Below are 14,102 nucleotides of genomic sequence, written 5' to 3'. Positions count from 1 at the left end.
TAATGATGAACCTCTTGCACCCAACCCAGACTGCCCCACTTCCCGCTTTGGTGCCCGACGTTTCTGACGCCCTGCCCCAGGACGCCCTGCCCCAGGACGCTCTCTCCCTGGCTGCTGGCAACGCAGCCCCAGCGCGGGAGCCGGACAGCGCGGTGCTCGATGAGGCACTCTCCGCCGATGACCTCGAAGCACTGTCGACCAGGCAGTTGCGGATCATGGCGAACCAGGCTTACAGGCTCATGGATACCAATTACCCGCCCTACGGTGCCGCGGACCGCTACGAGATGCTCGTAGAAGAACTCGAGCACCGGGCGCACCAGGCCACCGAACGCGGCACAGCGACGCAAACCCGAAACCGGACCCGGGAGGCGTTCCGCAACAACGCCCTGTACTGCCGGTTCGAATTATTCATCGACGGCAGCCTCGCCGCGTTTCTGAAGTACACGATAGAAGGCGGTCAGGTCGTCCTCCTCGACGGTGCGGAGCAACCAGGATTCCGGGACCAGGGCGTCGACGCAATCCTCATGCGCCACGCGGTGCTCAACATCCACAAGCGGCGCCTGAACCTGGTCCCGCAGTGCCCGATGGCCTTCTCGTTCCTCGCCGACAATCCCGAATATCGGACTCTCATCGCTCAGCCACGGCAATAGCGCCGCCGAAAGAAAACTGAATCGGCGGCTCAAGCTCGAACGCTTGCTCTCAGCCCTAACGCCCATGAGGGCGTAACGGGCCTTTGAGTCGGAAGCCGCACGCGTCGGCTCTCGCACCGACGGCTCTGACTCCACCGTGGCAACGTGTCGTGTGATCAGGTGAGTGTCGATGCGTTCGGTACCGCTCGTGCGACCGCTGCAGAAGTCATCGCCGAGAGCCCTTTGAGCGCCGAAGATGATCGCCAGACGAAGACGTTGTCCACGGCGAGGGACTTCTCGATGAGGTAACGGGCAAAGTACTGCTGTCCGAACTCGGACCCCCAGACGCCAGGCAAGTGCCCCGAATGCGACTTCGGAGATGACCCACACGGCGGACCAGGCAGCTGCCTCGCGGACACTGATCACGTGGGCTGTGCGGTGCGCAATCACAGCAGAAGCCCAGTATCGTGCCCTCCGCCCGGCGTCAGTCAGGTGCAGGGGAGTCACAGCGGAACGTGCGGGCCTGTTATTTCCAGCGGTCAGCCGCGGTGCCCGACGGCGCTCGGCACTCGGGGGGCTGTGTTCCCGCCACCCCTCAGGGCAAGTACGATCGCCACGGCTGCAGGGACGAGGACCAGCAGTACAGCCAGGAGTGCGGTCGGTCCGTCTGGATCGATGACGGACTGTCCCCGCTGTGCTTGCACGAACAGGGTGATCATGAGCCCGAGGTACGAGACGGCCATCAGGGCGACGACCTGGCGCTGGCCGCGCTCGGTCAGCTCCAGTAGGCCTCGCCCCACGAGCCAGGAGAGCACGAGGGCAAGAAGCGGTAGTACCTGGAGGGCGTGGAGACCGACGAAGTGAGTGACCCGGTCATCGCCGAATTCGGTCGACCAGCCCAGAAGCGCGAGCCCGGGACCTCCGTCGTCTCCGCCGACGGTATGACCACCTACTGCCGCACCTCCCTCCACTTGCCCGGGGCGAGGAGGCGGCATGACATACGCGCTGAACGCGCCGATGGCCATCATCACGACAGCGAGTTGAACGGCCAGTCCGAGGCCGCCCTTCATGCGTCGCCTGGCCAGGACCACGCCGGCCACGACGATGCCGGTCGAGAAGACGCCGATGCCGGCGCCCATGATGGTCCAGATACCCGAGTCGAAGGGAGTCGAGGTGTTGAAGTGCGAGGGCTGGCTGCGTGCCGCCTGCAGGACGATCAGGACGAGTTCGACGAGAAGCGACCATCCGACCGCCTCCAGCGCCACGCGTGTGAACTGCCCACGGTCGACTTGCGCGTAGATCCAGAGCATCACGGGGGCGAATGCGACGAAGGACAGCGCGAACTTGAGCGGCTTGTTCCAGGCGGGCACGCCGAGAACCTGAGCGGGTTCGAAGAGGCTCATGATGATCGAGACCGGCAGCACGGCGGACGCGGCCAGCAGGAGCACCACCAGGGCCGGGCTGACCCGCCATGACGAGCGAAGCAGCGTCGAAGGACTCACCGGACTGACCGAATTGACCGGACTCACGGCGCCACCGGCTGACGTCCGGTCGCGGCCGTGTCCGTTGCAATCTTCAGAAGGTGGTGCTCGCGCCATGCCAGGAAGAGCGGGAAGGTGAAGGCGATCGCGACGGCGAAACTGAGGGGGACGAGCAGCCACACCGCCCTTGACATCCCGCGCCGGTGGCCCTCGACCACCATGAACACGCACGCCACCACGGCGACGACGATGACGTCGACGGCGGCCGATGAGGCGGCGGCGTTGGCGAACCATCCCGCGAGGTAGTTCTCGCCGGCTGCCATGGACCGCAGATTGAAGAACCACGTCCCGACAAGTCCGATCAGCCCGAGGATCAGGTACACAAGTCGCACGGGACGTCCTTCCAGCGCAGGTGAACGGTGTTCACTGACCGTAGGCTTAACACTGTTCACTCTGCAAGACTTGGCGGCGGGATCTTGCCGGCCGATTCTCCCGAAAGGCCCTTTTCCGTGGCGTCTGCACCTCTGACAACCGAAGTTCTGGTCGCAACGAGCCGCGCACTGCTTGTCGAAGGCGGCGCCGACGCGGTGGTCGTCCGTGAGGTCGCGAGGCGCCTCGGTGTTACGGCCCCCGCCCTATACCGTTACGTGAGCGGTCGGGACGACCTGCTGACCCTGCTCATCGCGGCCTGCACGGAGGAGGCGACGTCGGTCTGCATGGAGGCGCTGGAGGGCTGCGGGATCGACGACGTCGAGGCTCGACTGCGGGCCGCTACGCTGGCCTTCCGCGCGTGGGCCCTGGCGCATCCATCGGAGTTCGGTCTCGTGTACGGCACGCCGATCCTGCATTACGCAGCGCCCGAGGAAGGTCCAACGGTCGAGGCTGGCCGGCGGTTCGGGCGGTTGTTCGGTTCGCTGTTCGTCGATCTGCTCGAGACGCGGCGACTCCGCGCAATCGACGATGCCCTTCTGCCGCCTGCCGTACGTCAGGCTCTCGTGGACACCGCGGCACGCCTCGGCCTGCCGATGCGTCCGGGTGAGGTCTACCCGTTCGTCGTCGGGTGGCACCGCATGCTCGGCATCGTTTCCGTCGAGGTGACGGGCCATCTCCACTGGGCGTTCGGCGGTGACACGACCGCGTTCATCCATCTGCAGTTCGAGGAGCTCTTCGATGACCTTCTCCTGCCGGTTGTCCGGTAGCACCGAAAGACCGTACCCATACCTGCATCACATGCGATGTAGGTGGTAGCTGTCAGCCTGCCAGATTCCGCAGCCCGTCGTTGTTGACAGAGCTGACTTGTGGGGGCAGGCTCAGATGCGTTGAGGGGCCGACGAGGGTCCCGCGTCTATCTTGAGGACTATTACTGTGGCTTTTCCTTCAATTGCGCACGTTGCTCTGACGGTGAGTGATCTTGCTTCCAGTGCGGCGTGGTACGAGCTCCTGCTCGGTGTCTCCCCGGTGCTCGACGAAGATGCGGGAGGCTTCTGGCATACGGTTTATCCTTTGGCCGGAGGGGCGCTCCTCGGTCTGCACGCGCATCCGCAGACTGACTCCGATGACCGTTTCGACGCGAGGCGAGTGGGGTTGGACCACGTCGGTTTCGGGTGTGCCAACCGTGAAGAACTGCAGGCCTGGCAGTCCCGACTCGACGAACTGGGCATTGCTCACGGCGGCATCGTCGACGCGGGGTATGGGTCCGGGCTGTCTTTCAAGGACCCCGACGGGAACGCCCTCGAGTTCTTTGCTCCGCCGTCGTAGTACCCGTTGGGCGTGCTGAGCGCCAGGATCCGGAGGGGCAGGCTTCCCGCTTTGGCAGGCTGCCGGAGCGGATGGATAGAGCGATACAGCACCTGGGAACATGCTTTCATCGTCGAATTGCTGCCACTGGCTGTCGCGACACTGCTCCCGGGCCCTGCGGTTGACCACCTGTCGGCGCGAACGTGGGGGAGCGAGCCGACTGTGACAGGTTTGGGTGGCCACAGGCCGGTGACTCTGAGCTGGAAAACCTCTCGGTCCCTCGACGCGTGCCCATCAATGAGCACGTCGACATAGGTGATGACGTCCAAGGTCGGCCCGCCACACGATCGAGTGTGGCGGGCCGACCCAGCAGTTGCTGCATCTCAGCCGCATGAGTGCGTTAAAACGCCTTATGCATCCTTACCCTTGAGGTGACGGAACGTCATGGCTTTCAGCCACCGAGGATTCGACGCAGCCACTTCACGCGAGCCTCTCGCGCTTGTGCGGACAGTTGCGCTTTGGGCGCCAACGTGGCGAATCCATGAAACCCGCCTGGCCATACATGCAGTTCCGCGATCCCGCCGTGCTCCCAGATCCTCGTTGCGTAGGCGACGTCCTCGTCCCGAAAAACTTCCGCCGACCCACAGTCGATGAAGGTTGGCGGCAGGCGGGAAAGGTCGGTCGCTCGCGAGGGAGCCGCATAGATCGAAACGCCATCAGTCGTGCGCCGATCACCGAGCAGAGCATCCCATCCTGTGTCGTTGCTTCCCCTGTCCCAAACTCCCATCCCGGATATCTGGTGGCTTGATGACGTTTCATTGCGATCATCGATCATCGGATTGATCAGCAATGAACCCGCTATGACCGGGCCGCTTTCGTCCCGCGCTTTCAAACTGATGCCTGCGGCGAGTCCACCACCAGCGTTTGCACCAGCAACCACCAACCGATCGCGGTCGAATCCAAGCTCCTCAGCACGTTCAGACATCCACACCAAACCCGCATAACAGTCGTTGACGGGAGTGGGATCAGGAAATTCGGGGGCAAGGCGATACTCGATCGAGACAACGACCGCGTCGAAACGCTCTACCCAGTCCAGGTATTCGTCCGCGCCGGTGAATCGATCACCAAAAATCATGCCGCCGCCGTGCACATGAAAGATACCCGGTCCTTCCGCCACGTGCCCGTACCTGGTGAAGATCGACACGACCATCTCCCCGTCCTGGACGGGAATCGATTTCTGCTCGTGCTTGATCGCGCGTCCGTTCAGAAGCGACGTGATCGTCGGCACTGGAAGACCTATACGCATAGTGGGAATCCGGTTCGCTGTGATGGTCGATGGCATCACATCCTTCAGAACTGTGAGGGCTGTTCCGAGTTCCACATCAAAGGGCGGAGCAACACGTGGTGTTACAGGCATTTCGACCTCCATTGGTCATACTTTAATTTGCTAGTTCATTGAGTCAGCGCGGTCGTAAGCGGAACCAATACCGCCACAATCGCGCAAACACTACTCAGCTCACCGCTGGCTGTGTCAACCAAGCGGGAGGGTAGGTGATGTCAGAGAGCGTTGACGCCTGCCTCGGCGACGGACTGGTCCTGTTCTCCGGTGCCGCCGCTGACACCGAGGGCGCCGACCACTTCGCCGTCACGGGTGATGGGGATACCGCCGGCGAAGATCATGATCCGGTTGCGGTTGCTGGCGACGATGCCGTAGTACTGCTGGCCGGGCTGGGAGTTCTCGCCCAACTCCTTGGTTTCGATGTCGAAGGCTCGGGCGGTGAAGGCCTTGTTGATGGAGATGTCGATACCGCCGAGCCAGGCGCCGTCCATCCGGGCGTGGGAAATCACGTTGCCGCCGACGTCGACGACGGCGATGTTCATGGGCTGCCCGACCTCCGAGGCCTTGGCCTCGGCTGCATCGATGATGGTGCGGGCATCCGCGAGGGTCAATGTCGAAATAGTCATGCCCTCCGTTCTATCCCTATTCCCGCACGGGCACAATCACCCGCTACCGTCTGCCCTGCTTTACCGACGCAGGGCAGGATGGCGGGCAGCCAGGAATCCCTTCTGGTAGGAACAAGTCGGAGTAGTCATTAGAAGGTTCAAGAGCCTGACACTGATTCTGGCTTAGGTCACACCTGTGAGTGCCTGTGATCTCATTGGGCACTCCAGATGGGGAACAAAATGCCATCAATGAGATGACTAAGTGAGACAGCACCCCAAATGTTCAACCCTAGAACGGGGACGGTCGGCTGAAGTCCTTCCGGCTGTCGAGGGGGCCTGCGACTCACTCCACCATCGGGTGATGAGAACGCGCACCGCTGCCCCGGAGGCCACCCGGTCCTGATGATCGACTGGCCCGCCAGCGAGGTCGGTCGTGCGGTGGTTTGGGCTGCTCGGGGCGCCGCTATTGGTCGAGTGGGGTGTCGACGAATTCGGCTTTGGGGCGCCGGGGTAGGTCATCGATGAGTTCGTTGAGGGCCAGGGCGACCATGTTCCGGTCACCGAGCGGAAGTGGGTACATACCGTGGAGGTAGGCGTCGAGCTCGAAGGACTCCAGGGTCCCTCCGACACTGTAGTAGTGGGCCCAGAGGTCGTTGGCAGAGAGGTCTGCTGCGCGGGCTGCCAGCCAGGTGCTGTGTTGTTGGGTGTGCTGGGTCATGGTGATGCCTGCTTAGGCCTGTGACCGGGAAACGATTCATGTCCGTGCTCTTGGAAACACCACTGGAGAACCGGAATAGCCCCAGGAGGACACTTAGTATGGGCAACTTTACCTTCTGCACACGGCGTCGTGCGGTGATAGACGTCCCAGCATCGCGCACCGGTGTCTTGGACCTCGGCTGTGCCTTGGCGCTTGTAGCTCTGAGGGGAGGGGGGGTCAGAGCGCTCTGAAGAGGTCCAGGAGTGCTTCGGTGCGGGGTTGGTGTTTGTCCTGATGGGTGAGCGTCAGGGCGCGGTCGATGATTTCCTGCGAGATGACGACGACTTTGCGGTTGGTTCGCTGGCTGTAGGAGCTGATCCGGTCGAAGGCTTCGGTGGCGCTGAGGCCTGCGCGCCCCATGAGGATGCCCTTGGCTTTTTCGATGACGGCCCGGCTGAGTGCGGATGCGGCGACGGCTTCGTTGGCTAGCTGGTGGCGGTCCGCGTGGATGGACTGGGTGAGGTCAACGACCAACCCCCATACCCCGGTGGGCTCGGTGTCCTGAACGATGAGATCGGCGCTCAGGAGGACTTTGTGCACACGTCCGTTGAGGTCGCGGATGGATGCGTAGATCGATGAGGGCCCACCGCTTGTTGTCACGCTGGTCCAGAAGGCCTGGACGGCGTCCCGGTCGGCGGGTTCGATGTGGGACATGCCGAGCTCGAGGGTGGGGACGACGTCGCCGCGTTCGTAGCCGTGAATCCGGTACAGCTCATCGGACCAGTGGAAGACGCCGTCGGCGAAGTAGTGTTCGACGGTGCCGGTGGGGCAGTCAACAAAGTATTCGATGCTCGAGACAACGCCGGACAGGGATACAGCGGGTTCTGTGGTGGAAGTCATGGTAAGGCCGTTCGACGTGCTCGATCCGGGCTGATGTCTTAACCCGCATGCAAAAACAACAGAGTAGCAAGAACACCCAAATGACTTGGCCGTTGAGGCCGTCGGCGATGTAGGCGTCGTGATTGGTGAACCAGAACTCAGGCAGGTTCCATCGCAGCACTCGTACCGGAGAATCAAACCCGGATAGGCAAGTGCGCAAGGCGGTCTCGACCTGAGGACACGACACATCAGATACTTCGGGCACCAGACTGGCAGTTGAGCCTCGTCGGGCCGGACGAGCACTCCCGGGCAGGTGTTCCCGCAGGTACATTGGGGCCATGGCCAGCGAAGCGATGATCCTCGATGTCGACGGACCGGAAGGCGTTCGGCACGTCCGCCTGTCGAGTCCGTCCCGGGTGCTCTGGCCTCAGGCAGGTCTGACCAAGCTCGATCTCGCCCGGTACCTCATCGACGTCGCACCGGCATTCCTTCGAGCGAACGGCAGCCGGCCCGTTTCCCTGCAGCGATTCGGCGGCGACGTGGACGGCGATTTCTTCTTCAGCAAGAACCCGCCGAAGGGTGCCCCCGACTACGTGCGCAGTGTGACGGTCACCTACCCGAGCGGACGGGCGCACCCACAACTGGTGCTCGACGAACCCGCCTCCGTCATCTGGGCGGCGCAGATGAACACTGTCGTCTTCCATCCCTGGGCATCCCGCGCGGAGGCATCGGACCTCCCGGACGAATTCCGGATCGACCTCGATCCGCAACCCGGCACGAGCTTCGACGACGTCGTCGCTGCTGCTCTCGAACTGCGGACCGTCCTCGGCGAGGCGGGCCTCACCTGCTTCGTGAAGACCTCCGGCAACCGGGGGCTCCACGTCTTCGCACCCATCGAACCGATGCACGAGTTCCTCGACGTACGTCGTGCCGTCATCGCTGCCTCGAGGGAACTCGAGCGCCGTATGCCGGATCGCGTGACGACGGCGTGGTGGAAGGAGGAGCGCGGCGAGCGCATCTTCGTGGACTACAACCAGGCGAACCGCGACCGCACGATGGCGGGCGCCTACAGTCCAAGGGCCCTGCCGCACGCTCCCGTGTCCTGCCCGGTCACCTGGACGGAACTGACCGACGTGGATCCGGCGTCGTTCACCGTCGTGACCGTGCCCGAGCGCCTGCAGACGGTCGGCGATCCCTGGGAACACATGCACGCGAAGCCAGGACGGATCGATGTCCTGCTCGCCTGGTGGGACCGCGACGTCGAGTGTGGGCTCGGCGAGCTGCCGTTCCCTCCGGATTTCCCGAAGATGCCCGGCGAGCCCATGCGGGTGCAGCCGAGCCGCGCACGTACCCGCGACTGATCCGCGCTGTCAACGGTTCGGCCCGTCCGGCGTCGCCGCCCGCACCGGCTCGCGGCGCTGGTACAACAGGAAGGTACTCTTCCGTGCCCCGGCTGAGCCGGGCCTGACCCCGTGCCGGTCCACACCCGGCCCCTGGGAGAACCATGAAGAAGACCGTGTTGTCATCGACCCTCCTGCTGCTGCTCGTCACCGGGTGCGGTGGTAATCCCGCCACTGGACCGGAGCCGGCAGGGCCGACCCCGAACCCGGCGCAGACTGCGACGGAGCAGGCTGCGGCGCCGTCGGACGCCCCTTCCGTCGAGGGGCTCGTGGACGCCGGCAGCGGCACATTCGCCTTCCTGATCGACCAGGCAAAGGGCGAGGTCGTGCTGCCGGCCGAGGCGCCGGAGGACGTCGAGGGTCTTCGCTCGGAACTGGGGGAGGACGCCGTGACCTATGCACTGGTGACGGTGCAGAACCCGGAGGGCGGCCTGCCCCTCGACCTGGAGGCCGTGACCGTTTCCACCCCGGAGGGCCAGGACCTGGAATTCCGTCCTGCCACGGCCGTGATCGAGGAGTGGGGGGCGGCGGCGAACGGCGGGGAGTCCAATCCGGACGTCGTCGGGCTGGTGGAGAAGTACAGCGGGGGAGCCGTGCCCGGAGATACGAGCGAGCTCCTCATGATCGGTACATTCCCCGAGCTTCCCGACACCGTCACGACGGTCCTGGTGCAACCTGCAGGTGGCGGCGAACCGGTGGAGGCGACGGTGCGGCCGGAGTCGTGACCGACGCCCCCCGTCACGGCGACCCGCCGGAGTAAACTTGCCGCATGCCGAGTTCCGAGCGCGCCCGCACCGCGGTAGTCATCGAGGACGACGACGACGTCAGAGATCTGCTGCACACCGTGCTGACCGGCTCGGGTTTCCGCGTTCACACCGCGCCGGCCGGACTGGCCGGGGTGGAAATGGTCCGTCGCCTCATGCCGGACGTCGTCACGCTCGACGTCGGCCTCCCGGATATCGACGGTTTCGAGGTGGCCCAGCGCATCCGACGGTTCTCGAAGACCTTCATCGTCATGCTCACGGCACGTACCGATCCATCGGACGAGAAGCGGGGCTTCGAAGCGGGCGCGGATCGTTACCTCCGCAAGCCTTTCCGGCCCGCCGAGTTACGCCGCCACATACAGGAAGGTATGGCGACGGCGGACGGGACCTAGTGGGAGCGGGCGCCCGCCCGGCTCACGAGGACCGGCCTGTTCATCGCATCCGACGCCAGCCCGGTGACGACGGCGAAGACACCCTTGTGAAGATAGTCGATGGCTTTCTCGCCCGCCGGCCACAGGGATGGTGCTGCGCCCGCTCCCGTCGCGTTCTCCAGCGTCTGGTCGAACGCCAGGCGCACGACTGCGTGGGCGGTTGTTGCCGAGGGTCCGCGGATGCCCGTCACGGACCAGACACCCCGGAGGGCGCCGAGGGCGGCGCCGGTGAGCCAGTGCATCGCGTGGTTCCACGCCGGGTAGTCGTCGGAATCGCTGGTAGGCCTGCCGGCTAGGATCCGCAGCGTACGCGCGGGGATGTGCGAGTCCTGGCGGCCTGTCATGCGCTGCTCGACGAGTTCACCCGCCGTCATGGCCGCCGTTCCGACGAGGCCTGCCGCAACGCCGAGCAGCGCAGCCCGCCCGATAGCCCTGAGGCGTGCCGCCACTAGTTGTCCTTCCCGCGCGCATCGTCCCCGAGGTCGGTGTCGATGCCGTTGTTGTCGTCGTAGTTCCCGGTGTCGGTGCCGGTATTGTCGCTGTCCTTGTTGCCGAGGTCGCAGCCGCCGAGGAAGATCGTGCTGGCTGCAAGGAGGGCTGCGATGGACTTGAGTTTCTTGTCGGCCATGGTGGGCTCCGTCCTGCATGCGGGGTGATGGGACGGCACTGCGCCCTCCCAACTCAACGGTAGGGAGGTGGACGAAGCGGCGGCAACGGCAAGACTGTGCCGGGTCCAGCTTGCAATATCCGGCCGTCGGTCCTTAGCCGGACAGGACACCGTGGCGCCGCATCAGCTGCGGGCGTCGCGGATCATGTTCGTGATGCGCGCCGTCGAGAGCCGGCGCCCCTGCTCATCCGTCATCACGACCTCGTGTGTGGTGAGGGTCCGCCCGAGGTGGATCGCCGTCGCCGTGCCCGTCACGATCCCGGTATCGACGCTGCGGTGGTGTGTGGCTCCCACCTCGATACCGACGGCCTGCCTGCCCGGACCAGCATGAAGACCGGCTGCGAACGAGCCGAGGGTCTCCGCCAGGACCACGTGCGCGCCGCCATGCAGGATCCCTGCGACCTGCTGATTGCCCTCGACCGGCATCGTCGCCACCATGCGCTCCGCACTCATCTCCTGGAAGACGATCCCCATCTTCGCGGTCAGGGCGCCCACGCCGTACCGGCCCAGCCAGCCATGCATCTCCACCGGTACGCCCGCGGCGACCAGCTCGGCCAACCGCTCCTCCGAGGGTCCCTGGGCGGCGTCGGATCGGGTGCGCTTGTCTGTCATGGCAACTAGGCTGGCACCTGTGAGTGAAACAACCAAACCTGCTGCCACCCTGACCATGGCCCCTCCTGTCGACGGTGAGCCGGACGGGTCACCGGCCGAGGCGGCCGCGGCGGCGGGGACGTCACCGGCCGCGCCGGTGAGGCGCGCTGACGGCTCGCGCAACAGGCTCCTCGTCATCGACGGCCACTCCATGGCCTTCCGTGCCTTCTACGCGCTCCCGCCCGAGAACTTCTCGACGGACACCGGACAGCACACCAACGCGGTGTACGGCTTCACGGCCATGCTCATCAACCTCATCAAGGACCAGACGCCGAGCCACGTGGTGGTGGCCTTCGACCTCGACACCCCCACCTTCCGCTCGGAGGAGTACACCGAGTACAAGGGCGGGCGCTCGAAGACGCCCGAGGAGTTCCACGGGCAGGTGGACCTCATCATCAAGGTCATGGAGGCCATGCGCATCCCGACCATCTCGATGGACGGGTACGAGGCCGATGACATCCTGGCCACGCTGGCGACCCAGGCCGCCGCCGCGGACTGGGACGTGCAGGTCGTCAGTGGTGATCGCGACGCCTTTCAGCTCGTCAATGATCGCGTCACCGTGCTGTACCCCAAGCAGGGCGTGACCAACATCCCGCAGATGGACGCTCAGGCCATCGAGGAGAAGTACTTCGTCCCCCCGCACCAGTACTCCGATCTGGCCGCGCTGGTGGGGGAGAGCGCCGACAACCTGCCCGGCGTGCCGGGCGTCGGTCCGAAGACGGCGGCGAAGTGGATCAGGCTGTACGGCGGACTCGAGGGCATCCTCGAGAACCTCGACAAGATCGGCGGCAAGGTCGGCGACTCCCTGCGCGCGAACATCGAGGACGTGAAGCGGAACCGCCGCCTGAACCGGCTCCTCACCGACCTCGAGCTCCCCGTCGACCTCGACGCGATGGTGTCGCAGCACCCGGATCGCTCGGCCGTCGAGGACCTCTTCGATTCCCTGCAGTTCAATACCCTGCGCAAGCGCCTGTTCGATCTCTTTGGCGAGGAGGAGTCCGAGGAGGAGGGGGACGAGCAGAGCGCACCTGCCCACGTGCTCCTCGAGAACGCCGACGGGCTCACCCGATGGTTCAGGACCACGAACCAGGCGCAGGCCTCGGTGGCTCTGGCGACCGAGACGACCGCGGGAGCCACCGACGTCGTCGGGATCGCCGTCGTGACCGGCCTGCATGCGGCGTTCATCCCGCTTGAACCGCTCGATGCAGCTGCGGAGAAGGTCCTCGGTGACTGGCTGTCCGCGACGGATGCGCCGAAGATCGTCCACGACTTCAAGACCGTGTTCAAGCTGTTGGCCGCCCGGGGGTTCGTGCTCGCGGGCGAGGTGGACGACACCGCGATATCCGGGTACCTCATCCAGCCCGACCGCCGCAGCTACGACCTGGCGGACCTCGCCCAGTACCACCTTCGCCTGTCCATCACCGCGTCCGCGAACGATTCGTCCGGGCAGCAGGCTCTCGACCTCGGCGGCAACGACGTCGCCTCTCCCGCCGTCGTGGCGGCCTATGCGGCTCTGCGCCTGAGTGAGCACTTTGCCGGCCAGCTCGTGGAGCGGGGCGCGAACCAGCTGCTCGGCGGGCTCGAACTGCCGTTGGCCGAAGTGCTCGCCCGCATGGAACTCACCGGGGTGGCTGTCTCGGTCGAGGGCCTGGATCGACTCCTCGATGATTTCTCGAAGACCATCAGCGCGGCCGGGTCCGAGGCCTACCGGATCATCGGCAAGGAGATCAACCTCGGTTCGCCCAAGCAACTGCAGATCGTCCTCTTCGACGAACTCGAACTACCGAAGACCAAGAAGATCAAGACCGGCTACTCCACGGATGCCGACGCCCTGACCGATCTGATCACGAAGACCGGTCACCCCTTCCTCGAGCAGCTCCTTGCCTACCGCGACGCCACCAAGCTCCGTCAGACGGTGGAGGGCCTGCGGAAGGCGGTGGGCGACGACGGCCGTGTCCACACGACCTACCTGCAGACGGTCGCCGCGACGGGCCGCCTCTCCTCGACCAATCCGAACCTGCAGAACATCCCGGTGCGCTCGGACGAGGGACGCCGTATCCGGGAGGTGTTCGTCGTCGGGCAGGGCCGGAACGGCGAGAAGTACGAGAGCCTGATGACGGCCGACTACTCCCAGATCGAGATGCGCATCATGGCGCACCTGTCCGGTGACGAAGGGCTCATCTCCGCCTTCCAGGAGGGTGAGGACCTCCACCGGTTCGTGGGATCGCACATCTTCGGGGTGGCTCCCGAGGAGGTCACCAACGCGATGCGGTCCAAGGTGAAGGCCATGTCCTACGGACTCGTCTACGGCCTCAGCTCGTTCGGGCTCTCGAAGCAGCTCAACATCTCCGTGGATGAGGCACGCACCCTGATGCGTGATTACTTCGAGCGCTTCGGAGCGGTGCGGGACTACCTGCGCGGCATCGTGGAGCAGGCCCGCAAGGACGGCTTCACCTCCACCATCGAGGGGCGACGACGTTACCTGCCGGATCTCTCGAGCGACAATCGGCAGCTCCGCGAGATGGCGGAGCGCGCGGCGTTGAATGCTCCCATCCAAGGCTCGGCGGCGGACATCATCAAGAAGGCCATGCTCGGGGTCGACGAGGCGTTGACCCGCCGGGGGCTCTCCTCGCGGATGCTTCTGCAGGTCCATGACGAACTCGTCCTCGAGATAGCCGAGGGTGAGTCCGAGGAGGTCGAGGCGCTCGTCCGCGAGCAGATGGGCAGCGCGGCGGACCTCTCCGTTCCACTCGACGTCTCCGTGGGCACGGGGGCCAGCTGGCACGAGGCCGCGCACTAGGGCTTCCGAAGGGAAGCCCGGC

16 protein-coding genes and 1 pseudogene are annotated in these 14,102 nt (G+C 65.0%); 7 read left to right on the top strand and 10 right to left on the bottom strand.

Features of this window, described 5'->3' with window-relative positions; translation table 11 throughout:
* Positions 1–2 precede the first annotated feature (2 nt).
* Positions 3–650, top strand: coding sequence for a GNAT family N-acetyltransferase (locus D6T63_RS10660; protein WP_182976955.1), 648 nt, complete (start codon positions 3–5; stop codon positions 648–650).
* 242 nt (positions 651–892) lie between these two features.
* Here D6T63_RS10660 and D6T63_RS10655 read toward each other — a convergent pair.
* The 3 genes and pseudogenes from D6T63_RS10655 to D6T63_RS10645 all read right to left on the bottom strand — a co-directional run.
* Positions 893–1,079, bottom strand: a pseudogene (locus tag D6T63_RS10655) (tellurium resistance protein TerC); the annotation flags it as partial.
* 89 nt (positions 1,080–1,168) lie between these two features.
* On the bottom strand, positions 1,169–2,131 hold the full coding sequence (locus D6T63_RS10650; protein ID WP_147394343.1) for a hypothetical protein: 963 nt from the start codon (positions 2,129–2,131) through the stop codon (positions 1,169–1,171).
* A 23-nt stretch (positions 2,132–2,154) separates the two neighbouring features.
* The gene (locus tag D6T63_RS10645; RefSeq protein WP_235830684.1) at positions 2,155–2,502 is read right to left on the bottom strand and encodes a DUF2834 domain-containing protein; all 348 of its coding nucleotides are present in this window, start codon (positions 2,500–2,502) and stop codon (positions 2,155–2,157) included.
* A gap of 117 nt (positions 2,503–2,619) precedes the next feature.
* On the opposite strand from D6T63_RS10645, the gene D6T63_RS10640 reads away from it, so the two are divergent.
* Positions 2,620–3,309 carry a TetR/AcrR family transcriptional regulator gene (locus D6T63_RS10640; RefSeq protein WP_182976954.1) on the top strand — a complete coding sequence of 230 codons (690 nt, stop codon included), beginning with the start codon at positions 2,620–2,622 and terminating at the stop codon, positions 3,307–3,309.
* A 166-nt stretch (positions 3,310–3,475) separates the two neighbouring features.
* The gene (locus D6T63_RS10635) at positions 3,476–3,868 is read left to right on the top strand and encodes a VOC family protein (protein WP_120149032.1); all 393 of its coding nucleotides are present in this window, start codon (positions 3,476–3,478) and stop codon (positions 3,866–3,868) included.
* 430 nt (positions 3,869–4,298) lie between these two features.
* On the opposite strand, the gene D6T63_RS10630 is transcribed toward D6T63_RS10635, so the two are convergent.
* From D6T63_RS10630 to D6T63_RS10615, 4 genes are all read right to left on the bottom strand, one after another.
* On the bottom strand, positions 4,299–5,276 hold the full coding sequence (locus D6T63_RS10630) for an alpha/beta hydrolase (protein WP_235830683.1): 978 nt from the start codon (positions 5,274–5,276) through the stop codon (positions 4,299–4,301).
* A 128-nt stretch (positions 5,277–5,404) separates the two neighbouring features.
* On the bottom strand, positions 5,405–5,812 hold the full coding sequence (locus D6T63_RS10625; protein WP_120149031.1) for a GlcG/HbpS family heme-binding protein: 408 nt from the start codon (positions 5,810–5,812) through the stop codon (positions 5,405–5,407).
* Between the two features lie 442 nt (positions 5,813–6,254).
* A complete protein-coding gene (locus tag D6T63_RS10620; RefSeq protein ID WP_120149030.1) occupies positions 6,255–6,509 on the bottom strand; it encodes a hypothetical protein in 255 nt (84 codons plus the stop codon).
* Positions 6,510–6,725: 216 nt separating this feature from the next.
* Positions 6,726–7,388: a PAS and ANTAR domain-containing protein gene (locus D6T63_RS10615; RefSeq protein WP_120149029.1), complete on the bottom strand. Its 663-nt coding sequence runs from the start codon at positions 7,386–7,388 to the stop codon at positions 6,726–6,728.
* Between the two features lie 317 nt (positions 7,389–7,705).
* On the opposite strand from D6T63_RS10615, the gene ligD reads away from it, so the two are divergent.
* The 3 genes from ligD (at position 7,706) to D6T63_RS10600 (ending at position 9,923) form a co-directional block, all read left to right on the top strand.
* Complete coding sequence (ligD, locus tag D6T63_RS10610; RefSeq protein WP_120149028.1) at positions 7,706–8,728, top strand: non-homologous end-joining DNA ligase; 1,023 nt, start codon at positions 7,706–7,708, stop codon at positions 8,726–8,728.
* Positions 8,729–8,871: 143 nt separating this feature from the next.
* Positions 8,872–9,492, top strand: a complete 621-nt coding sequence (locus D6T63_RS10605; RefSeq protein WP_120149027.1) for a hypothetical protein — start codon at positions 8,872–8,874, stop codon at positions 9,490–9,492.
* Between the two features lie 44 nt (positions 9,493–9,536).
* Positions 9,537–9,923 carry a response regulator transcription factor gene (locus D6T63_RS10600; protein ID WP_120149026.1) on the top strand — a complete coding sequence of 129 codons (387 nt, stop codon included), beginning with the start codon at positions 9,537–9,539 and terminating at the stop codon, positions 9,921–9,923.
* On the opposite strand, the gene D6T63_RS10595 is transcribed toward D6T63_RS10600, so the two are convergent.
* The 3 genes from D6T63_RS10595 to D6T63_RS10585 all read right to left on the bottom strand — a co-directional run bounded on the left by D6T63_RS10595 (position 9,920) and on the right by D6T63_RS10585 (position 11,241).
* Entirely contained in the window at positions 9,920–10,411 is a 492-nt protein-coding gene (locus D6T63_RS10595; RefSeq protein ID WP_120149025.1) for a hypothetical protein, read from the bottom strand. The two genes, D6T63_RS10600 and D6T63_RS10595, sit on opposite strands and share 4 nt — an antisense overlap.
* The gene (locus tag D6T63_RS10590) at positions 10,411–10,590 is read right to left on the bottom strand and encodes a hypothetical protein (protein ID WP_120149024.1); all 180 of its coding nucleotides are present in this window, start codon (positions 10,588–10,590) and stop codon (positions 10,411–10,413) included. Before D6T63_RS10590 ends, D6T63_RS10595 begins: the two co-directional genes overlap by 1 nt.
* 162 nt (positions 10,591–10,752) lie before the next feature.
* Positions 10,753–11,241, bottom strand: coding sequence for a hotdog fold thioesterase (locus D6T63_RS10585; protein ID WP_120149023.1), 489 nt, complete (start codon positions 11,239–11,241; stop codon positions 10,753–10,755).
* A 190-nt stretch (positions 11,242–11,431) separates the two neighbouring features.
* On the opposite strand from D6T63_RS10585, the gene polA reads away from it, so the two are divergent.
* Positions 11,432–14,080: a DNA polymerase I gene (gene polA / locus D6T63_RS10580; protein ID WP_235830707.1), complete on the top strand. Its 2,649-nt coding sequence runs from the start codon at positions 11,432–11,434 to the stop codon at positions 14,078–14,080.
* Positions 14,081–14,102: the final 22 nt, after the last annotated feature.

The organism is Arthrobacter cheniae (assembly GCF_003602275.1).
GTDB lineage: Bacteria > Actinomycetota > Actinomycetes > Actinomycetales > Micrococcaceae > Arthrobacter_D > Arthrobacter_D cheniae.
Note: the sequence above shows the minus strand (reverse complement) of the source record. Positions and strands in the feature narration are given on the sequence as shown.